The sequence below is a fragment of the Schinkia azotoformans LMG 9581 genome (assembly GCF_000307855.1).
In the GTDB taxonomy this organism is placed as follows: Bacteria; Bacillota; Bacilli; order Bacillales; family Bacillaceae_J; genus Schinkia; species Schinkia azotoformans.
In genome coordinates, this window is sequence record NZ_AJLR01000048.1 from 129,447 (window position 1) to 150,022 (window position 20,576).

Annotated in this window: 21 protein-coding genes and 1 pseudogene; 3 read left to right on the plus strand and 19 right to left on the minus strand. The window is 37.0% G+C overall.

Features of this window, described 5'->3' with window-relative positions; translation table 11 throughout:
• Positions 1-40: 40 nt before the first annotated feature.
• Positions 41-400 (plus strand): annotated as a pseudogene (locus BAZO_RS09385) (manganese catalase family protein); the annotation flags it as partial.
• Between the two features lie 40 nt (positions 401-440).
• Here BAZO_RS09385 and BAZO_RS09390 read toward each other — a convergent pair.
• The 5 genes from BAZO_RS09390 to BAZO_RS09410 form a co-directional block, all read right to left on the minus strand.
• Complete coding sequence (locus tag BAZO_RS09390; protein ID WP_003331207.1) at positions 441-911, minus strand: DUF2663 family protein; 471 nt, start codon at positions 909-911, stop codon at positions 441-443.
• 63 nt (positions 912-974) lie between these two features.
• The gene (locus BAZO_RS21170; protein ID WP_003331208.1) at positions 975-1,628 is read right to left on the minus strand and encodes a LysM peptidoglycan-binding domain-containing protein; all 654 of its coding nucleotides are present in this window, start codon (positions 1,626-1,628) and stop codon (positions 975-977) included.
• Positions 1,629-1,632: 4 nt separating this feature from the next.
• The gene (locus BAZO_RS09400) at positions 1,633-2,229 is read right to left on the minus strand and encodes a CPBP family intramembrane glutamic endopeptidase (RefSeq protein WP_003331209.1); all 597 of its coding nucleotides are present in this window, start codon (positions 2,227-2,229) and stop codon (positions 1,633-1,635) included.
• Positions 2,222-3,754: a RecQ family ATP-dependent DNA helicase gene (locus BAZO_RS09405; RefSeq protein WP_003331211.1), complete on the minus strand. Its 1,533-nt coding sequence runs from the start codon at positions 3,752-3,754 to the stop codon at positions 2,222-2,224. The genes BAZO_RS09400 and BAZO_RS09405 overlap by 8 nt, the downstream gene beginning before the upstream one ends.
• Positions 3,755-4,807, minus strand: a complete 1,053-nt coding sequence (locus BAZO_RS09410; protein ID WP_003331212.1) for a YpbB family protein — start codon at positions 4,805-4,807, stop codon at positions 3,755-3,757.
• Between the two features lie 394 nt (positions 4,808-5,201).
• Between BAZO_RS09410 and BAZO_RS09415 the strand changes: the two genes are divergently transcribed.
• Positions 5,202-5,450, plus strand: a complete 249-nt coding sequence (locus BAZO_RS09415) for a ferredoxin (protein ID WP_003331213.1) — start codon at positions 5,202-5,204, stop codon at positions 5,448-5,450.
• Between the two features lie 91 nt (positions 5,451-5,541).
• Here the strand turns inward: BAZO_RS09415 and BAZO_RS09420 are convergent, their stop codons facing one another.
• The 11 genes from BAZO_RS09420 to rluB form a co-directional block, all read right to left on the minus strand.
• On the minus strand, positions 5,542-6,762 hold the full coding sequence (locus tag BAZO_RS09420) for a hypothetical protein (RefSeq protein ID WP_003331214.1): 1,221 nt from the start codon (positions 6,760-6,762) through the stop codon (positions 5,542-5,544).
• Positions 6,755-7,288: an RNA polymerase sigma factor SigX gene (sigX, locus tag BAZO_RS09425; protein ID WP_003331215.1), complete on the minus strand. Its 534-nt coding sequence runs from the start codon at positions 7,286-7,288 to the stop codon at positions 6,755-6,757. Before sigX ends, BAZO_RS09420 begins: the two co-directional genes overlap by 8 nt.
• 83 nt (positions 7,289-7,371) lie before the next feature.
• A complete protein-coding gene (locus tag BAZO_RS09430) occupies positions 7,372-8,844 on the minus strand; it encodes an adenosylcobinamide amidohydrolase (RefSeq protein ID WP_003331216.1) in 1,473 nt (490 codons plus the stop codon).
• A gap of 9 nt (positions 8,845-8,853) precedes the next feature.
• On the minus strand, positions 8,854-9,909 hold the full coding sequence (locus tag BAZO_RS09435) for a FecCD family ABC transporter permease (protein WP_039957281.1): 1,056 nt from the start codon (positions 9,907-9,909) through the stop codon (positions 8,854-8,856).
• Positions 9,872-10,849 (minus strand): ABC transporter substrate-binding protein, encoded by a 978-nt coding sequence (locus BAZO_RS09440; RefSeq protein ID WP_003331219.1) that lies wholly within the window; start codon positions 10,847-10,849, stop codon positions 9,872-9,874. Before BAZO_RS09440 ends, BAZO_RS09435 begins: the two co-directional genes overlap by 38 nt.
• Before the next feature lie 88 nt (positions 10,850-10,937).
• Complete coding sequence (locus tag BAZO_RS09445) at positions 10,938-12,722, minus strand: ATP-binding protein (protein ID WP_003331220.1); 1,785 nt, start codon at positions 12,720-12,722, stop codon at positions 10,938-10,940.
• Positions 12,722-13,441: a response regulator transcription factor gene (locus BAZO_RS09450; RefSeq protein WP_003331221.1), complete on the minus strand. Its 720-nt coding sequence runs from the start codon at positions 13,439-13,441 to the stop codon at positions 12,722-12,724. Before BAZO_RS09450 ends, BAZO_RS09445 begins: the two co-directional genes overlap by 1 nt.
• Before the next feature lie 62 nt (positions 13,442-13,503).
• Positions 13,504-14,688, minus strand: a complete 1,185-nt coding sequence (gene ccsB, locus BAZO_RS09455; protein WP_003331222.1) for a c-type cytochrome biogenesis protein CcsB — start codon at positions 14,686-14,688, stop codon at positions 13,504-13,506.
• A gap of 13 nt (positions 14,689-14,701) precedes the next feature.
• The gene (locus BAZO_RS09460; RefSeq protein ID WP_003331223.1) at positions 14,702-16,294 is read right to left on the minus strand and encodes a cytochrome c biogenesis ResB family protein; all 1,593 of its coding nucleotides are present in this window, start codon (positions 16,292-16,294) and stop codon (positions 14,702-14,704) included.
• A 17-nt stretch (positions 16,295-16,311) separates the two neighbouring features.
• The gene (resA, locus tag BAZO_RS09465; RefSeq protein WP_039957283.1) at positions 16,312-16,842 is read right to left on the minus strand and encodes a thiol-disulfide oxidoreductase ResA; all 531 of its coding nucleotides are present in this window, start codon (positions 16,840-16,842) and stop codon (positions 16,312-16,314) included.
• A gap of 56 nt (positions 16,843-16,898) precedes the next feature.
• Positions 16,899-17,627 carry a 23S rRNA pseudouridine(2605) synthase RluB gene (gene rluB / locus BAZO_RS09470; protein ID WP_003331225.1) on the minus strand — a complete coding sequence of 243 codons (729 nt, stop codon included), beginning with the start codon at positions 17,625-17,627 and terminating at the stop codon, positions 16,899-16,901.
• Positions 17,628-17,806: 179 nt separating this feature from the next.
• On the opposite strand from rluB, the gene BAZO_RS09475 reads away from it, so the two are divergent.
• The gene (locus BAZO_RS09475; protein WP_003331226.1) at positions 17,807-18,370 is read left to right on the plus strand and encodes a Uma2 family endonuclease; all 564 of its coding nucleotides are present in this window, start codon (positions 17,807-17,809) and stop codon (positions 18,368-18,370) included.
• Here the strand turns inward: BAZO_RS09475 and BAZO_RS23405 are convergent.
• The 3 genes from BAZO_RS23405 to BAZO_RS09490 form a co-directional block, all read right to left on the minus strand.
• The gene (locus BAZO_RS23405; RefSeq protein ID WP_081585674.1) at positions 18,365-18,697 is read right to left on the minus strand and encodes an RHS repeat domain-containing protein; all 333 of its coding nucleotides are present in this window, start codon (positions 18,695-18,697) and stop codon (positions 18,365-18,367) included. The genes BAZO_RS09475 and BAZO_RS23405 overlap by 6 nt on opposite strands.
• Positions 18,615-19,145 carry a hypothetical protein gene (locus BAZO_RS22385; protein WP_003331229.1) on the minus strand — a complete coding sequence of 177 codons (531 nt, stop codon included), beginning with the start codon at positions 19,143-19,145 and terminating at the stop codon, positions 18,615-18,617. The genes BAZO_RS23405 and BAZO_RS22385 overlap by 83 nt, the downstream gene beginning before the upstream one ends.
• Before the next feature lie 535 nt (positions 19,146-19,680).
• Complete coding sequence (locus BAZO_RS09490; RefSeq protein WP_003331230.1) at positions 19,681-19,929, minus strand: hypothetical protein; 249 nt, start codon at positions 19,927-19,929, stop codon at positions 19,681-19,683.
• Between the last annotated feature and the right edge of the window lie 647 nt (positions 19,930-20,576).

Sequence of the window (20,576 nt, forward strand, 5' to 3'; positions counted from 1 at the left end):
ATGTTAAAGTATTGATATACCAACATTTTAACATGGTTGCATTTTGGTTTCAATATATAAGCTGACCAAGGATGCGACACCTGACCAAATGAAAGCATGCGGCTTAGGGGCACATTATGCCGATCATGATAAGGCCTTATATTATCATAATGCAGCTGGGGCACCATTTACCATTACCTATGTTACAGCTAAAGGTGATCCGATCACAGATCTATATGAAGATATTGCTGCTGAAGAAAAAGCAAGAGCCACTTACCAATGGTTAATCAATTTATCTGATGACCCAGATATTAATGATGCCCTTCGTTTCCTTAGAGAGCGGGAAATTATTCATTCACTTCGCTTTCAAGAGGCTGTTGAAATATTAAAAGAGGAAAGAGACAAAAAAGTCTATTTTTAACAATATCCGGTGAAGGAGCTGAATCAAAACCAGCTCCCTTTTAATCATTTTCATAATAAAGATTAATATCGTATTTTTCCTTCATTTCCCTAAAAAAACGGTGACGGTTATCCCGTTTTTCCCCCTCAGGCCAAAGTTCTTCTGTTCTTTGAATAACCTCAGAGCGTAGTGCGTTATATTCTTTTTCTGCTTTTTCCGCCTTTTTATCAAGAAACTTCAAACGGTAATGAATCGTTGCCAACACTCCTACAAAAACATAATGGTATACATTATTGATCAGCACAGAAATCATGGAACCATAGTAAAATCGATACGGTAAAACTGTGAAGAATAAGACATAGGCTAAAAAAAGTGCTGCAATTAATACCAATGCACCTTTATAAAATTTAACCTCTGCCTCTTTTTTTTGATGCTTTTTCTTTAACTTTTTCAAATCGTTAATAATAACCTGTCCAACTTCATCTAATAAAAAGTGATGATATTCCACTTTTACACCCCATTGCCCGTGCATTCTACCCATCTACTTTACATGTATTCGCATGGACAATAATCTAGAACGGTAAAATCTTTCTATTTATTTCAATGGGATTTTTAGAATTTGACCTGTCATGACGGTTCCATTCGCATCTAAACCGTTTGTTCTCTTAATGATCTCTTCTCCGGCTCTACTTTTATAGTATTTCATCGAGATTCGGTATAAAGTTTCTCCAGCCTTTACTTTATGATGTAACACTTTCCCCGTTTGGTTAGTATTAGCTTGTTCTGTCGCTGTATCCTGGACTGGAGCTGCTTCTTTTACTTGCGTTTCCGTAGGCTGTGCAACTTCAATTTGATCCTGCACTTCTTCTACTTTTTCGTCTACCTTTTCGTCTACTTTTCCCACGTCTTTATCAACTTTTTCAACTGATTCTGCGCCTTCTTCTCCTACGCCCTTCATTTCAATCACATCTATATTAGAATCGTTTATTGCTTCGTTTTCAGTTTCACTGGCATTTGTTAATTGGACATGGTCTTTCCATAAGTTATAACTGGCAACAATACAAACGATTATAATAAATGACAAGGCAAGCAAGCGAATGAGCGGAAAACGAAATCGAAATTTAACTTTTTTATCTTTATTACGATGAACCTCACTCCTTGGCGGCAGCCCGGAGCTCTCTAATTGATTTTCTTCCATTCTTTTTCTGAGAATTTCTGCTTGGTCAATAGAATCTTGATTCGCCCTCATAAGCTCACCTCTCGTTTAGAACTGTACCTAAATAATTGATGCGGATCATTAATGCAAACACAAAGTCGATTAGAAAATGCATAAATATTGTTACAAAAAGATTTTCGGTAATGATATAAATCCAGCCAATATAAAAGCTTAATGAAATTACGACTAGTAATAACGCCCATTTAAAAAGATATCTGAAATGGAGAATTGCAAATACAATACTCGCAATAAAGTATCCGAAATGTGTTTGAAGAACACCACGAAAGAAAAGTTCCTCAGACAATGCTACTACTAAGCAAATGATAAACATATGCCAAACTGGTCGGTTTTTAAAAACCTTTTCGTTTATACCACCATCATCATACATATGCTTCGGCAAAACCTTCATAAGAATAGTGTCAATAATTATAACAATAATAGCACTTCCTCCGCCAAAAAGGAGTATTTCTTTCGGATTCCACTCCCATAGTTCAAAAAATGATTCTAAATCCTCAAATAAAAAGAATCCAATAATACCAGTCAGGATTATGATCATGATTTGTGTTAAGTAAAGGTGAAAAAGTACTTCTTTATCTTCCATTTGGTTTATGAGTTCAGCCTGACGTTTAGCCATTCTGTCCTTCTCCACTTTGTTTAAAAATCAATTTTAATTCTTCCTTCCAATCGGTAAATTCATAGGTTTTTGAAGTGTTTTTTGTCTTTTTAAATTTTTGAATATCAAATTTACAATAATCACAACAGCTTTCTGGATGGACTTCCAGCGATTGGTCAAACTTCCATAATAATGATTCCCGTCTACAACAATCTTCGTCTTCGATCCATCTCTTAAAATCAGCTAAATCTCTTTGTTTTAAACGGGCTCTTTCATGGACAGTATTCAAAATATTTATTTTTGCATCATCTACATATAGATTGGGGTTGACGCTCCCATTCACATATACTTTTTCCATTTCAAGCTGATATTTCATAAACCGCCATTTTATTTCGGAAATACCGTATCTTTCATACATCAATAACTCAAGTTCATGGAGTGATGGCTTTTGTTTTGAGTTTGATACTAGTGTAAAAACCAAACTCCATTCCTCATCATTAGGTAAATCATGAAGGACAATACTCTTTGCCAAATCATGGTCATCATTGCAATACAGGAGAATTGCAAGGCTTGGATTCCCATCCCTCCCGGCACGCCCGATTTCCTGCAAATAGGATTCAATTTGGGATGGATAGTGGAAGTGAACGATAAATCTTACATTCGCTTTATCCACGCCCATCCCAAAGGCATTTGTGCAGCATATGACATCCAATTGATCTTGGATAAATTGCTGCTGGATTAATAAACGATCATCATTTTCCAATCCACCATGATAGTAGGCAACCCGATTAATGCCGTTTTCTCGTAAAATCATAGCCATTTTTTCGGTCCATATTCTACTTGAAAAATAAACAATACCGGGCCCTTCAAGACTTTTTACAAATTCGATCGTTGTCTTTATTTTATCATCAAGTGAATCTATTTTTTTAACATTAATTGCAATATTCGGGCGATCGATAGAATAAATGTGTTTGGCAACATCCGGTAGGTCCAATTGGTGAATAATGTCTTCAATCACCATGCTGGTTGCAGTAGCCGTTAAGGCCAAACAAGGTGGATTGCCCAACTTCTTTTTCACATCATCAAGTTTCAAATAATCCGTTCTAAATTCATGTCCCCACTGAGAAATACAATGGGCTTCATCAATAACAAATAAACTAATCTTGATCTTTTCGAGGGCATGAATAACCTCAGCCGATTGTAAAATTTCAGGAGAAACATATATAAATCGGTATCGATGGATTGATTGTAAGGCAGATTTCCTTTTTTGATAAGATAAAAAGCTATTTAAACCAATAACATTTTTTTCTCCTCTAGACTTCAATTGTTGCACCTGATCTTCCATTAACGATAATAATGGTGAAACAATTAGGACAGTGCCGTCCAAAATATAGCCGGGAAGTTGATAACAGATAGACTTGCCTGCACCGGTTGGAAGCATGACCATTACATTTTTACCTTTAACTAAATCTTCGATAATTTCCTTCTGCCCCTTCCGAAAGGAAGAGAAATGAAATTTCTCTTTTAATATTTTTTCTAATCTCACTCAACATTCCATCCTTCCAAGTACGAGGCGGATCTGAAAATAACTTACCGTATCGTTTAGTGAACTTCTGATTGGTTTAAGCCGTTTTGTTCTAAGCGTTTGAAAGGATTCGATAATTTTTCCTTGCAGATCATTGGAAACAAATGGCTCAATATTAAAACTTTTCAATTCCGAAGCGATCTCAACAATATGATCTTCAATCGTACTTTCTTTTAAATTTCGGATAATGGCAATTTCAGTAATAGATTTATTTAAACATAATAATTCATAAGTTTTTTGCGCTGACTGGGTTAACGGTACTATTGACTGATCATCTTGTTCAACCAATGACATAAGATGGCGATACCGAATTGGATTCGTTTCGATTGTATCTATCATGTAATGTAGAACCGCTTGAAAGAGTAGGAAAGTATATTCCGTATCAAGTTGTAGGATACTACCTATCTGTTCAATCGTGTATCCAACCCGGTGGTATCCGCTCAGGTGCAATACAAATATTTCAGCCTGCATCTGTGGTAAAGGTTGAAGCAAACTAAAAACTTCATTAAAAATTTCACCCGCTGTATCGTAGCGATTCCTTATTTTCTTAAGATAGCTTTTTACAAAGCGTTGTGTTTCATCGTCATTAATAACAGGTGTGAACGATGAATTTTCGTACAATAAAAAAGACAAGGTTTGAACCGCAAGCGAAAAGCGCTGCCATAGCAAGAGAGCTTTTTTATGATTTTTCCACCCATTCAAATATGGTGGTATTGGATACTTTTTCTTATAATTTTCTAAATAAAATAAGCCCTTTTCAGTTAAAATATATGTATCCTTTCTCGTCAAAGAAATAACATCACTAGTCTGAAGTTCAAAAATAATATCATTAATATCTTTTTTGGATAGCTGTTGCATCAATTGAAAAAAGGACTCTAGCTTAAATAATTTTGCATCTTGAATCGTTTGGGAGGATTTTTTCCCTTGCAGTAAATGATAGATCGCATAAATCGACCTTTCACCATTATATTTTGAAAGGCAATGCAATACGACAAAAAAACGAAATCGTTCCACAGCTTCGAATCCTTTCTGCCATTTAATTTATCAAATGCGCCTTGCTCGAAAAATTACCTTTGAAAATCTGAGGCATCCGCCGGAGGCTTTAACTTTGTTCAGCAGGGGGTTTGTACTCCTCTAAATTAGAATATTAATTTGAATTCAGTTCACCACTTATGGAAGTGGGGGACTTCTGCTGAATAAAGTTAATAATATTTTAGCAAATTATGACGAAAAAAGGATGAATAAACTTATCGTATTGCTGGAAAATGGGCAAAGCTTGTGGTGATAAGCATTCTCATTGTACTTTTCTATTGAAAAGTTGCACAAAGGCGTTTACAATGTTTATGAGTCTTAAATATGACTCTTCGGAGTTATATATTATTTTACAATTTTGTGGGAGGTTTTTTTCATGGCAAAATATACGATTGTAGACAAAGAAACTTGTATTGCATGTGGTGCATGTGGAGCATCTGCGCCTGATATCTATGATTACGATGATGAAGGTATTGCATACGTAACATTAGACGATAACCAAGGTATTGTTGAAATTCCTGATGTGTTAATCGATGACATGATGGATGCATTTGAAGGTTGTCCGACTGACTCAATCAAAGTTGCTGACGAAGCATTTGATGGTAACCCAACTAAATTTGAATAATTAATACATAAACCTCTCAACTGTTAAAGTTGAGAGGTTTTTTTATATCTAGCTCCAGTTTATACGTCGCTAAACAGGCGCTTACGCTTTCCTAGTAAGGCATTGGATTGACTGCTAATGGTACTTGAATAGACTCCAGCATATTAAATGGCCCAATAAAGTCTACTGTGGCATTCTTAAATTCAACTGTTTGTGCACCATGTTCTTTCGCCGTCATCAAAATGGCTTCCACCATTAATAAATTCGTTTCATCATTAGTTAATGTCGTACCTTCAGCAAATTCAATAACAGCATGATGCGTACTTGGATCAATGCCGACACTTTTAAATTGAATAGATTCAGGTATTGCCGGCTTAATTTGCTGAAGATCGATTTCCATTGGCAATTTCATCTCTTCTAAAGCCTTGGTAAACTCGACTTCTTTGGGAAAGGGTACTAGGAATTTCTGAATTTGTCCATTAGGCTGAAAAATATAATATAAGCGCTTTGCTTTCTCCTTTTCTAGATCAAGTACTTTAAGTTCACCATAATTACCAAGCATAATTCCCGGCTTACTATCTGTACGAAATTCAACGGTAGAAACCCCGAGTTGCTTTGCCATCTCTTTTACAGTTGATAAAAACATGATTTCCATTGCTGAGCCATTGCCATATGGATGGTTTTCCGGAACGTCGATGATTAGCTTTTTAACTCCATTGTCCATTTGTTCTTCACTAAATTTGACATTCTCTAGAATGTAGCTTGATAAACCCCAATCTTCTTCGTGAAGATGCTCCTGAATCGTCTCAATTCGTTCCAGATTCGTCATTTCCCCGTCCTTTGGCACAATAAAACTAATAGGTACAATAAATTGGGCAAACACATCAGGAACGGCCACAGTAATAATTTCTTGATCTTCTGGTAACTCTGTAATAAGATGTGACCCGCCATCAAATGCCATTCGAGTCATCATTCCTTCTTCTGCCATCATTGTAAAATTTTCTGGTTCTTCTTGTTTTTCACCTATGATTGACTTTTGAACATTCGCTTTTTTATTAACTTCTTCAGTTGCACTGTCTTGTTCGTAGAGGAATGACGGTATGACTAACGAAACAATAATAATAGCAGCAATGGATGCCAGTGTCGGCAAAATCCAGGTCCTCTTCCTCTTGGGTGTCTTTATAAGATCGTTTCCGTTCACATCAATCTTCTTTTCTTCTAATCGAGAGGATATATTTGCAAAAAGCTGTTCAGGATCTTGAGTGTCCTTCACTTTTGGCATATTTCGTAGCAATTTCTCTAGCTGGTCGTCATTAAATGTTGATTTATGCATTTGTCATCCCCTCCTTATTATAGACTTCCTCCATCAAGGATTTTAAAACCTTTAAGCCGCGATGCTGCGTTGTCTTTACTTTGCTTTCTGTCCATCCTAAGATGTCAGCTGTTTCTACAATTGAAAAAGACTGAATATATCTTAAAACTAGTACTAATTTTTGGTCAACAGTACAGTTTTCCATACATTGATACATAAGCTGAATTTGCTCATTTTGGATCGCCACTTCTTCTGGAAGCGGTGCAAGATCTTTCAATAGGAACTTTACTGTATCATCATCAATTGCATTTCCATCTGCCGTTCTCTTTTGTTTGCGAAACCAATCAATGGCAACGTGCCTAGCAATAGAAAACAGCCATGTTTTCTCACTACTTCTTCCTTCGAACCGATCGTACGATTGAAGTACTTTTATATATACCTCTTGAACGAGATCCTCTGCCTGTTCTCTATTTTTTACCATGTAAAACAAAAACTGAAAAAGGTCATAATGATAAAGGTCATAGAACCTTTGAAATATGTCCTTCATGCTGCAAAAACCTCCCGTTCTCTCATATAGTCGTTAACTTTGGGCCAAAAGTTTCATTCAATGTAATATGTATATTTTTGAAATTAAGAAAGGGAGCCCATTCTCCGCAGATATTTTTGAATCGCTTCATTCGTTGCACTAAATACCGCTTGTCCGATAGCCCTTCCTAGAGGTGTGATCGTACCCGCATATTCAAGGAAATAGCCAGTTTGAGTGGAAGCAATAAGTAAACTATCAGTTGAAGTTCCTGTAGCCATCGTTTTCGTTTCAGGGTCAAGTATATTATTTTCATGAATAGCCCTGACCTTTGCTTCTGTAGCCGTCATCATCGCCTGAACGAAAGCGGAATCGGGTAGATTCCCATCGATAAATATCCACGTATTAATAGTCCCTGGTGTATAGACAAAATCTGTTCGCAAATAGGCCTTTGATACATCCACGGCATTACTTACTCCAGCCGTAACAACAACATATAGTGAAAATTGGGCCAACTCTATTATTTTAAATACGGCATCTTCCAATCTAGCTGCTGTCATCATCGCAACGGTGTAAGTAGGATCAATTCCAATCGTTGTAAGGTAATCTTTCAATTCACTTTCCGGATCATCGATATTGTAATTCATATCCACATGTCTATTAGTAAAAAACTTGCTCCAGCTAAAACCCGAATTAATTACAGCAGATGATAGCGTCTTTAAGGGCTTCGATGATTCGACAATAATCGTTTCACGTGATTGCTTCGTCTTTAGCATTGAAAAAATATCATCCCGCTCTACACCTTTACTTGGTGAAAGGGTAATTAAAGGTGTTGGCACATTTGGATGCTGCCTTTTAATTAATTTTGTATGGTACACATTATAGAGCTGCTCTTCTTGCAGCACATTTTGTGGTTCGTCGAGGCTGATTACCTTACCTTCATTCAATAATAATAACCGACTGCAATACAGGCTTGCCATATTCAAATCGTGAAAAATAGCTACAACCGTTAATTGTTTTTCCTTCACCCAGTGATTAAGCGAGTCAAATAAACTTATTTGGTGTTGTATATCAAGATGATTTGTCGGCTCATCCAAGAGCAATATTTCCGGCTCTTGAGCAAGGGCTCTTGCCAAAAAGACCCTCTGCTTTTCACCACCGCTCAATAAATCAAGAGGACAATCGGCAAGATGTGAAATATTCGTTAGTTGGATCGCGTTTTGTACCGCATTTTCATCTTCAATTTTCCAAGACGGGAAAATCCCTTTTTGATAGGCGTAGCGGCCTAACTTTACTGTTTCTTTGACAGTGTAAGAGAACGAAATTTCATTTATTTGAGGGAGAACTGCTACTTTTTTGGCCAGGTCTTTAATCTTATAATCTTGAATAGATCTGCCATTTATACAAATACTTCCTTTTGAGACAGGAAATTGACCAGAGAGCATTTTTAAAACTGTCGTTTTTCCGCTGCCATTTGGACCCAAAATCCCAAAAATCTCTCCTTTCTTCACTTCAAAGCTAACATTATCAATAACCTTTTTCTGGTGATAACCACCGGAAACATTCTCAACTTTTATCACTATAATCCACTACCTTTTACGATTTCTATTAAAGAAAATGAATGCAAATACTGGTGCTCCAATAATCGATGTAATAACACCTATAGGAAGTTCCTGTGGAGCAATAATAGTCCGGCTTACAAGGTCTGCTAAGATTAAAAACGAGCCCCCATTTAACATCGCTAAAGGCAATAATCTAAAATGATTAGGTCCCCAAAGCATCCTAGTTATATGTGGAATGACAAGACCCACGAACCCAATTATTCCCGAAATGGCAACTGCTGAACCCGTTAGGAGCGACGCACCGATTAAAATAAATAGCTTTCTTTTTGCAACATCCACGCCAAGCTGATAGGCGGTTTCCTCTCCAAAAGAGAGTGCATTTAACTCCTTGCTATTGAGGATTAGAATCAAAGCACCTATGAATGTAAAGGGTAGTATCATATAAACATAAGCCCAACCCCGCATTGAAACGCTACCCATTAGCCAAACAACAATTTGCCTGAGCTCCTCTCCCGATAAAGCAATCATTAAAGAAATAACTGCCCCTAAAAAGGAGCTGAAGATGATTCCTGTTAGAATGATCGTTTCAACTGATATTTTTCGATCGACAATTCGCGAAAATGTCAAGACAAGGAATAAAGTTAATAAAGCAAAAATGATACTCATAATTGGCAAAGTAAACGAACCGATAACAGGGAGAGTCAACCCTAAAAAAAGAACAATGACCGCCCCAACTGATGCTCCAGATGAAACACCAAGTGTATATGGATCAGCGAGTGGATTTTTTAATAGTCCTTGGAAGGAGGCACCAGCAATGGCTAATGAAAATCCAACAAGCATTGCTAATAGTACTCTAGGCATTCTGATCGAAACGACAATGTTATACACCATTGGACTTATTTCATCCGCTATTGGCGATGAAATCCAACCATTAGTCATAATATGTAAAATTGTGGAAAAGGGGATTGAAAGAGAACCAACTGAAATCCCCAAGAAAATGGTTATCACTAAAAATAATATCGATAAAGCATAAGGAATAACCTTACTATTTATTAAATACTTCTGGATAGATGACAGACGCAAGCTCTTCTACTCCTTCTATCAATCGTGGACCCGAACGATTCGTTTTATCAGCGTCTACTTCAAAAACACGGTTTTTTTTCACAGCGGGTACATCTTTCCAAGCCGGTCGACTGTACACCATCTCAGCTGGATTTTCAACATAAAAACCATAGGTCACAACAATGACATCGGGGTTTAAAGAAATAGCATCTTCTTCTGTAAACTGAACCCAGCCTTCATAATCGCCTGCTGCATTTTTAGCATTGATAAGTGTTAGCATATCATCCATAAATGTATCTTTACCCGTAGTATAAAGGTCTGGTTGCGGCTGTACCTCAACCCAAACCGTTTTCTTTTCCTCGTCAGAGATAGTGCTGGCTTTTTCTTTGATTTTCTCTAATTTTTCTTTCATTGTTGAAATGATTTCAGTTGCTTTTTGATCAGCTCCAACAGCCTTTCCAATTAAAGCAATGGAATCATATACTCCGTCAAAAGAAGTTGCATCAGGTACAACCACTACAGGAACTCCTACACTTTGCAGTTGCTTATACCCCTCCTCATTTGACATTCCTGAAGCATTTGCCAACACTAGGTCAGGCTCTAAAGCCAAAACCTTTTCAACATTAAAGTCTAAACCACCAACTTTCTCAATTTCTAAAACTTCTTTAGGATAGTTATCCCAATCCGTTACTCCAACTACCTCATCCCCTGCTCCTAAGGCGAAAGCAATTTCAGTATTACTTGGCATCAACGAAACAATTCTTGTTGGCTTGTTTTCAATTGTGATCTTAGTTCCTGTTGCATCCGTTAATGTTACTGGGAATCCATTCCCCTGCTCGATTCCAGCTTTAGATTCGGGGGCTGCTTGCTCTTTTGTGTTCGCTCCTGAACAACCAATTAAACTAACTAAAAACAATAGAACGAAAGACATCGCAATCAGAGATCTATTCAACTTTCTCATACTAGCACCTCTTCTTTTTCCTCTTTATTCTAAAAATAAAGCCCATCCATTCATTAGGATGGGCTTGACGATATATATTATTTACAGTTTATGCACGAGGGATAAAAAATGAAAATGTCGTCCCTTCGCCAAGCTTACTTTGAACTGAAATATATCCGCGGTGGGCTTCAACAATGTTTTTGGCAATTCCTAGCCCTAGGCCGGTTCCAGCACGGCCTCTTGTCCTTGCTTTATCGGCCTTATAAAATCTTTCAAAGACAAATGGTAAGTCTTCTTCTGGAATTCCGGAGCCGGTATCTTTTACAGAAATTTGGAAGCCCTCCTGTAGGGACTCAACACTAATTGTCACTGAACCACCTTCAACCGTATGGCGGATCGCATTATCGATTAAGTTTGTTAAAACTTGTTCCATGCGGTCAGCATCAATTAACATCGTGTCATCCGTGTCACTTAACTGTAAATCCAGTTTTACCCCATGCTCAATTGAAACACCAGAAAATTTCCTAATAATTCTATTAAAATAAGCCGAAACCGGAATATGCTCTAGGTTGAGGTCAAGATGCCCAGATTCCATTCGGGCAAGGTCAAGAAGTTCATTAACTAATCGACCCATCCTTAATGATTCATCATAAATAATCTGTGCCATTTCTCTTTTTTCTTCTTCCGTTCCTGCAATATCATCAATGATAGCCTCACTGTACCCTTGAAGCATTGAAATCGGGGTACGCAGTTCATGTGATACATTGGCAATGAAATCTTTTCGCGATTTATCAAGCTTTCGCTCTTCTGTCATATCACGGAGAACGGCCACTGTCCCACGAATAGCCTCTTGGTCATATAAAGGTGTCATGAGCACAACCCAACTTCTGCCTTGTATCGAAATTTCAGCAATTTGTTGTTTTTCAGTTAAAATAACTTTTTCCAAAATACCTTTCATTTGACTAGGCAAAGGCTGCTCAGCCTCATTTTGCATATTATTTTCAAAGTAGAAGGCCTGCAGTAATTTTTTGGCCGGTGGATTTGATATGATAATATTACCTTTCCGGTTCATCGTTATCACACCATCAGCCATACTGCTTATAATACTAGTTAATTGTTCCTTTTCTTGATTAAGCGCCTCAATATGGTACTCTAGTTGTCTGCCCATTCGATTAAAGGCTAGCGCCAGCTCTCCAATCTCATCATGGGTCAAGATTGGGACTTTCGCATTAAATTTTCCTTTGGCCATTTCAAAAGCAGCTTCTCTCATAATTCTTAGTGGAGCTGTAACCCTTGATGAAAGAAAGAAGGCAAAAATGGTCGTTAAAATAATCGCGATGCCGGCACTGACAATAATAATCTTAGTTGTCTCTTTAGATGTTTGACTGACAACGTCCAAGGATTGATAGATAAAAACACCGCCGTGTTTACCTTCCACACGGCTCATTGGAACACCTACTATTAAAATTTCGTTATAAATTTCATCTTCTTTATTAATGATTTTAGGCGGATAGGCTAATTTACTTACTGTCTTTCTCTTTGTCAGCACCTCTGACAACTCTTTATCATTATAAATAAATTCGATTGGTAAATCAGCCAGCTTATCATCATTTGGGGAATACCAATGATCCCCTTTCCAGTCAATAATCATCACTTTTGATGCCGGATCAATGACTTCCCAGGCGATGGAAAAGGCTAACTCATCATCACCATAGGTTTCCATTATTTTCGATACCTTTGCAGCTAATTGAGTAAGCTCCTTCTCAGCTTCAGTTACATGGAAAGTTTCAAAGAATTGTAATAATAGAATTGTTAAAAGTAATAATACCGCTGATACAAGTAAAAGGATCGTAAACCAAAGTTTACCAACTACACTTCTCCAGAACCATAGCATTACTCAGACACAACCTCGAATTTATAACCTACACCCCAAACTGTGACAATCATTCTAGCAGCGTTACTAGAAACCTTATTAAGCTTTTCTCTTAACCGCTTCACATGGGTGTCAACTGTTCGTAAATCACCAAAAAATTCATAATGCCATACTTCTTTTAACAATTGCTCACGGTCAAAAACTTTATCTGGGGCTTTTGCCAGGAAATACAATAACTCATACTCCTTAGGAGTTAAACTTACATCCTTGCCTTCTGCCGTGACTCGGTGTGCATCATTATCAATCGTTAAGAATGGATACACAATAACATCCTTTGTTGTCGGTTCAGTTTGTAAAAATACTGTCGTTGACGATCTTCTTAACAATGCTTTAACACGCAATACCACTTCGCGCGGGCTAAACGGCTTAACAATATAATCATCTGTGCCAACCTCAAATCCTTGGACACGATTGGCTTCTTCTCCTTTTGCTGTTAACATAATAATCGGGGTAGCCTTTTTTTCACGTAATTGTTTACAGACCTCAATACCATCAATCCCAGGCATCATAAGATCAAGCAAAATCAGATCAAAGTCTTCTGAAGTAGCTTTTTTAAGGGCTTCTTCTCCATTTTCAGCTTCCTCAATCATGTAATCTTCTCTCTCTAAATACATCCTGAGTAATCGGCGAATTCTTTCTTCGTCATCCACTACTAATATCTTTGCTTGACTGTTTTCCATTCGAATCTTCCCCCTAATTATTTTATTATGACATAATTCAGGATTTTTCTACCACTTTTTGTCTAACCTGCATAAGAATGTAAACCAGCAATAACTAGATTCACCGCAACTAGGTTAAACATGATGATCGCAAAGCCAACTACAGCTAACCAAGCCGATTTTTCACCATGCCAACCTTTTGATAGACGCAAATGTAAAAATGCTGCATAAAACAACCATGTTATGAGAGCCCATACTTCCTTTGGATCCCAGCCCCAGAATCTTGTCCAGGCAACCTGAGCCCAAATCATGGCAAATATCAGCGCCCCCAACGAGAAAACAGGGAAACCGATTGTAACGGAGCGATAACTGATCTCATCTACTAAATCAAGATTTACATTTTTTAATACTGGTTGAATGGCTGCTGCAATCCGCTTTCGCAATAGTAAGCGAATCAACCCATATAAAATTAAACCTGAAAATAATGACCAAATTAACGTATTAAACTTCTTTGGCGCATTGGCACCATTCATCCAAGATGGAGTCTCAAATACTGGGCCAAACCCCTCTGTCAGCTTTTCTCCATCCATCGGACCCGCAATTGCTGGCATATTATAAACAATTTCTGCCTCTTTCTGTGTTTCATTAACCCATTTGAAAGTTGTTTCATAATCCATTGCTTTAAAAGTAGAGGATACGATAACAAAACCAATAACACTGATAATCCCATATAAAATAAACTCCAGCCAAAATGTTCTCTTACTTGACTTTGTTTGGTCAACAACATGAATCAAATAAATTAATCCCGCCGCAAAGCTTATCGCGAGTATCGCCTCACCTAAAGCTGCCGTTGTAACGTGGATGTATAGCCAATGACTTTGTAAGGCCGGAATTAACGGTGAAACCTCTCTTGAAAACATCGCTGCATAGGCTATTACTAATAATGCGACCGGCATTGTAAAAGCCCCAATTAACGTATTTTTATACATAAAATAAATGATTATAAAAGCGAATACGAGCATCATTCCGAAGAATGTTGTGTATTCGAATAAATTACTAACCGGCGCATGTCCTGAAGCAATCCACCTTGTAATAAAATAGCCCATTTGCGCTATAAATCCGATAATTGTAACAATGATTCCCAACTTCGCCCACTTATTCGTATTTGCTTTTGAATGTTTATCACGGATCGATGCTGCAAAAAATATCGTTGCAAGCAAATATAAAATAAATGCAACATATAATAAATTACTGCTTATTTCCACCAAATAACTCGCCCCCTTATTTCACGTTTTCCTGCTGATCGTTTGGGATCGGTAAAACGGTCCCTTTAAACATCGTTTCGATCTCTCTTTTTAGTCCATACCAATTTTTATTCGTATGCGCCGCTACCATTATGCCTTTTTCATTCTTTTGAATCCAAATGCGTCGATGGTTCCAATACATCCCCTGGATGACACCAAGCATGAAAAGAATACCGCCAGCAATAATAATACCTATTGTCCGGTCAAGACGAACTGTTAATCCGGTTGCATTTCTTGTTTTCAAATCCTGAAACGCCATTCTATATTTATTCTCACCAAATGGTTCTGCATTGGATTGAATTCCAACAAAACTTACTTCACCGTCTGGAACGGCAGGTGAGAACATTTTGAAAATAAAGGCAGGATTATCTGGTAGTCTATTTTTAGTATTCGGATTGCCTTCATCATCGAAATAAAAATTAGGAAAATAACTCATAATTTCAACTTTATAGCCATTCCCTAGGTCATATGATTTTTCTGGATTTTCCAAATTAATAACGACGTTGCCGAAGCCTTTCTTAGTATTTTTTTCTACAAGTTTAAAGGTCATTTCATAAAATTCACCAAGTTTATAGTCTGTTTGATAGAGTGCAAACCCTTCGAATTTTAATGGCTCATTTACACGAACTTCCTGTTCTTTAATCATTTTAAGTTCAGGCTTGGTTCCTGGAACAACTTTATCTACACGTTCATAAAGGACAACATCTGCTTGGAAGTTTTTAGGCATTCCCATGCCAACGGTAAAGTTATCTTCCTCATCATAGACTTCCTTTATGAATTGCTTATTTTCTAAATAATACTTCCCTTCCGTACCCGGAATAACTTTTGTTTCCCCGTCACGGAGCCATAGTGCATCATCAATATACATGCCCGGGAAAAAGCGAAGCATGGCTCCGATTAGAAAGATAATCAAACCAATATGATTCACATAGGGGCCCCAGCGTGAGAACCGACCTTTTTCAGCAAGGATATTTCCATTTTCTACACGGACATTATAACGCTTCTTTTTTAGCGCTTCTACCCAAGTATCAATTGACTCAGGTGCATCCACATTTCCTTCTCCAAACAAACGTTGTCTTCTAAGAAAGTTTTCATTTCTTTTAACCCCTTGTTTTTTAAGGGCTTTATATAAAGGCACAACGCGGTCCAAAGAACAGATCACAAGTGAAATTGCAATCGATGCAACAAGGATCATATACCACCATGAACCATATAAATTATTGAAGCCGAGCTCGAAATATATTTGTCCTAAAACCCCATATTCCTGCTTATAAAAATCACTTGGAGACATATTCTGGGGTATGTACATCTCCTGCGGAAATAATGTCCCTAGCGCAGAAGCAAGCAATGTGATAACAATTAACCAAACTCCAACCTTAACAGAAGAGAAAAAATTCCAAATACTATCTATAAAAGTTTTTTTATATGTTTGTGAGCGTCTTGCACTTCCCTCATAACGCATATCTAAAAGGCCCTGGGTATCCGCCTCTTCAAACGACTTACCACAAGCCTCACAGAAAATGGTTCCATGCGGGTTGACATGTCCACATTCACATTTTACTTTATTCATCTTACTCCCCCAACAACTTATGGCTTGATTCTTTCCATATGACTTTTAATTAACTCTTCAGTTAATTGTCCAGTAATGATATCGACGATTTTACCATCTTTGTCTACTAGAAAAGTAGTTGGCAGCGGATTGACTCCATATGCTTCAAGTACCTCTAATTTTTCATCAATGGCTACTGGGAAGGTCATTCCTTTTCGTTCAACAAAGTTTTTAACTGAAAGTTCGGGTTCTCCAACATCAATAGCTAATACCCCAACACCAAGATCTTTATATACTTGGTATTGGTTTTCTATGTAAGGCATTTCTTTCTCGCATGGCTTACACCATGTACCCCAGAAATTTAGAAAAACACCTTTTCCACGATAATTATCAAATTCAACTTGGTTTCCATTTAGATCTGTTAGCACAAAATTCGGTGCCTGATCACCTATTCCTACCAATTGTTTATCAGTAAAAAAGTTTGTATAAAGCGTATACGCTAGTGCCCCAACTAAAACAATCAGGATAATAGTTCGTACTACCAACCGCTGCTTTTTCAAACCAAACATCCCCCATTTTATTTTTTCCTATTATAGCATTAAACAATCTATCCATAGTGTTAATATTATGAATGTTGTGTGACAGCCAAGTTGCGGAGCTGTTTAACCTCATGTGGGGTAAGTTCACGATAATCTCCAGGATTTAATCCTCGTAAATCAAGAAAACCATACCTTTCCCTTTTCAGCTTCTGAACTTTATAGCCTATTGCTTCGAACATTCTTCGAACTTGGCGGTTTTTACCTTCATGGATAATAAGTTGAACAATCGATGTTCCCTTTTTTTTGTCAAGTGATAGCATCTTTGCTTTCGCAGGTGCGGTTTTCCCTTCTTCTAATTGCACACCCTTTTCTAATTTTCTTAAGTCCTCACGGGTTGGGATGCCATTTACTTTTGCAACATATTCCTTTTCGATGTTATATTTCGGGTGCATTAACACATTAGCAAATTCGCCATCATTCGTAAGAAGGAGCAAACCTGACGTATGATAATCCAATCTTCCAATTGGAAAAATTCTTCTCTTTTCGAAAGGGAAGAACTCAGTGACCACTTTTCTATTTTTATCATCTGTAACTGCTGAGATCACTTCTCTAGGTTTATATAATAAATAATAGACAGGTACCTCTCTTTGAATAGGAATTTCTTCGACTTCGATTTTATCATTTGCGGATACCTTAACACCCAGTTCTTTCACAATCTTACCGTTAACTTTTACCTTCCCTTCGGTAATTAATTGTTCTGCTTTTCTTCTGGATGCAATCCCAGCATGCGCAATCACTTTCTGCAAACGTTCCATAGTATTTTCACCTCAGATTCCATCTTACTTGTATCATTCCCAATTCTCAAGCGGTAGCACAAAATTTTGTCGAAAATATAGAAAACCGTCTTAAACGGGCAAAATGATTAAAGGAAATAAAGTGTTGTGTATCGAATTGAAATAATAACAGGAATTTTGAGAGGAAGGAGATTTTCTATATGAGCTTGCCTAAAGAAAATTTCGTTACGATCCGAGAATATTATGAGTTGAGAGAGCAAAGCGATGTTTTATTGGAGTATATAGACGGTGTTGTATTCACATCTCCCTCTCCATCAACGATTCATCAGCGAATCTCGAGTCGTTTACATGCTCAATTATTTAATTTGTTAGAAGAAAAAGAATGTGAAGTCTTTCATGCTCCTTTTGATATTGAGTTGAAGAAAGAAGGGGTGGAAGGAAATAAGATTGTTATACCTGATTTAAGTGTTATTTGTGACAAAAGTGGATTAACGCAACAAAAGTATATAGGTGTTCCTGCTATGATTATTGAAATTATTAGCCCTTCCAATCAATCACATGATTTGGTCACAAAGTTGAACATTTACATGCAATATGGTGTAAAAGAATACTGGATCGTCAATCCTTTACTAAATACCATTCAAGTATACTTGCTAAATGAACAAGGACAGTATCAGCAAAAAGACATTGTAAGAGAAAAAGGAAGGATTTCATCCGAAGTCATCTCAGGATTTGAAGTAAATGCAGAAAAATTGTTTTCATAAAAACTTTTTACGATTTTTCGCAATTAGCTCCGATTGGTAGCTTTTTTTTATTTTATCCGATACTAAATTAAATGTCACCGGAACCAATCTTAAATATCTGTTTATATGATTATTTTCGCTATACAAGTATAAATTTGTAGAAGGAACAATATCTCTTGAAAGATATCGGCCTATTAGTGGTTCATACCACCGCATACTCAAATAATAAAGCTTTGTTTCCTCATCATAAAAATAGCTTGCATATCTAAATGGATTTTCTTCTCGTAACTGTCTTTCCATTTCCAGTTTTAGCTGTCCCTGTTGATGTGAAGATATTGCCGAATGCATTATATTCGTAGGTTACCACCGTGGTTCCGGTTTTATCCTTCAACCCGATAATGTCCCCATGACCGTTGTGGACATAATAATAATTGACAGCTGCTCCACTTATATAATCAGTCATTGTTACTAAATCGCCTGTGTAAGTCCGGATAAAACTGTAAAAGATTTGGTTGTTTTCATCGGCAATATAGGCTAAATGCCCGGCATCATAATAGTAATGTTCGGTTTTCTTACCATACACTACTTTCTTTGTCCGTTTTCCCTTATAATCATAATAATAGGATGCGATTGCTACTGCTGCATTTACTTGTTCTACGTACGATAACCGATTAGATGAATCGTAGTAATATTTATGGCGATCATCTCTAATTTGGTTCCCATTCCGGTCATACTGGTAGGAGATGGTGGTTACACCGCCCCAGCACTTGAAATTTTTTGTTCGTTTCTTAGGCAACTTGTTAGATCATATTGAACTGTTTTGATCTATCCGAAAAAAGTTACTTGAATGTGCTTAACTTTGCTGATATCGGATTGGATATTTGGAGTTATTTTTAGCATAAATTGATCAAAAATTAAAAACGAGTCCGGTACAATACCGAACTCATTTTACCCAAGCTTCCTAATGAAATAACTGTGTCTGACTTTTAGGGGTCACTTCATTTAGTTGTGCATGATTTGAAAAAGCATCCTTTTGAAACTAACTCAGGTTTGGCTTTTATTTTTCCTCGCATATACAATCGAAAATCCTATCCAAATAGCAGAAATAATATTCGTTAAAATTAAAAGCACCGTTATATAATTCGATTGGAAAAAATGAAAGAGAAGGAATACTATGGAATTTCCAAAAGACCAAAAAATCAAACTCAAAGAAATGTTTTTCCTATACTTCTCCTTATAATAAAAAAAGAGAAATAAAAAATATAACCCACATAAAAATAATATTATTCCCTTAATATAGTCGGGAATGTTTTCAGCTAAAAAAGTTATATTTACCACCTACCTCTTAAAATAGATGCCGGAGTTATACCCGTTTTGCTACTTATTTCGGAAAAAGCAAGTGCCACTACTGTTCCAATTGCTATTCCACCTATTATAGCGGGCATACCTGTGATAGCCAATCCACCAATGATAACCGTTGATAAATAGGAGGCTGCACCTGCTAATACAGCATTATTTATTAAACTTGAAGTTGGGTCAAAGTCTTCAGCTGTCAAGTGCAATTCCAAGACCAATTCCAAAAATACCCGCTTGCCCCCATTTATCTATGAATCCTCCAGTTATACCTACCACTGCATTTTTATAGCCCTCATTGGTATCTGATTTTTGTTTTGTGAAGATTCATAAGAGCTGCTAGTTTTCGTTGTTATTGATTTAATCGTGTTTGCTACAGAATTATATACTTTTTTAGTTGATGTGATGATATTACCGAATGCATCGTATTCATAGGCTATCACCGTGGTTCCAGTTTTATCCTTCAACCCGACGATATCTCCATGACCATTGTGGACATAATAATAATTGACAGCTGTTCCAGTTGTATAATTAGTCAATTACTTTGGTATGACGAACAATAGTGGGCGATTGTGTAGTGAGTTGAAACGTGATTGCTCTTGCTAGGGACAAATGTGAAGCACGTTTTTGTTACTTTTAAGCTCAGTTTTGGGTTTTAGTTCAAGCATGGTATGGTTGGGATCAACACTGATTATCCTCATTAAAAGAAGCATGAAACCAATTTGGTGAGAATATGTGCAGGTTATTTACCATCAAATGAGTGTAGAGTCTAGTTTGGTGAGGTTAAAACCTAGTTATATGTCATTAAATGAGCGTGGAATCTGGTTTGGTGAGGATAAAACCTAGTTATCTGCCATTAAATGAGAGTGGAATC

What these genes read in the sequence shown, in the direction of transcription:
- BAZO_RS09390 (WP_003331207.1), bottom strand. Translation starts at nt 911, where the DNA reads ATGCACGGGCAATGGGGTGTAAAAGTGGAATATCATCACTTTTTATTA.
- BAZO_RS21170 (WP_003331208.1), bottom strand. Translation starts at nt 1,628, where the DNA reads ATGAGGGCGAATCAAGATTCTATTGACCAAGCAGAAATTCTCAGAAAA.
- BAZO_RS09400 (WP_003331209.1), bottom strand. Translation starts at nt 2,229, where the DNA reads ATGGCTAAACGTCAGGCTGAACTCATAAACCAAATGGAAGATAAAGAA.
- BAZO_RS09415 (WP_003331213.1), top strand. Translation starts at nt 5,202, where the DNA reads ATGGCAAAATATACGATTGTAGACAAAGAAACTTGTATTGCATGTGGT.
- BAZO_RS09420 (WP_003331214.1), bottom strand. Translation starts at nt 6,762, where the DNA reads ATGCATAAATCAACATTTAATGACGACCAGCTAGAGAAATTGCTACGA.
- sigX (WP_003331215.1), bottom strand. Translation starts at nt 7,288, where the DNA reads ATGAAGGACATATTTCAAAGGTTCTATGACCTTTATCATTATGACCTT.
- BAZO_RS09440 (WP_003331219.1), bottom strand. Translation starts at nt 10,849, where the DNA reads ATGAGAAAGTTGAATAGATCTCTGATTGCGATGTCTTTCGTTCTATTG.
- BAZO_RS09445 (WP_003331220.1), bottom strand. Translation starts at nt 12,722, where the DNA reads ATGCTATGGTTCTGGAGAAGTGTAGTTGGTAAACTTTGGTTTACGATC.
- BAZO_RS09450 (WP_003331221.1), bottom strand. Translation starts at nt 13,441, where the DNA reads ATGGAAAACAGTCAAGCAAAGATATTAGTAGTGGATGACGAAGAAAGA.
- BAZO_RS09460 (WP_003331223.1), bottom strand. Translation starts at nt 16,294, where the DNA reads ATGAATAAAGTAAAATGTGAATGTGGACATGTCAACCCGCATGGAACC.
- resA (WP_039957283.1), bottom strand. Translation starts at nt 16,842, where the DNA reads ATGTTTGGTTTGAAAAAGCAGCGGTTGGTAGTACGAACTATTATCCTG.
- rluB (WP_003331225.1), bottom strand. Translation starts at nt 17,627, where the DNA reads ATGGAACGTTTGCAGAAAGTGATTGCGCATGCTGGGATTGCATCCAGA.
- BAZO_RS09475 (WP_003331226.1), top strand. Translation starts at nt 17,807, where the DNA reads ATGAGCTTGCCTAAAGAAAATTTCGTTACGATCCGAGAATATTATGAG.
- BAZO_RS23405 (WP_081585674.1), bottom strand. Translation starts at nt 18,697, where the DNA reads ATGCATTCGGCAATATCTTCACATCAACAGGGACAGCTAAAACTGGAA.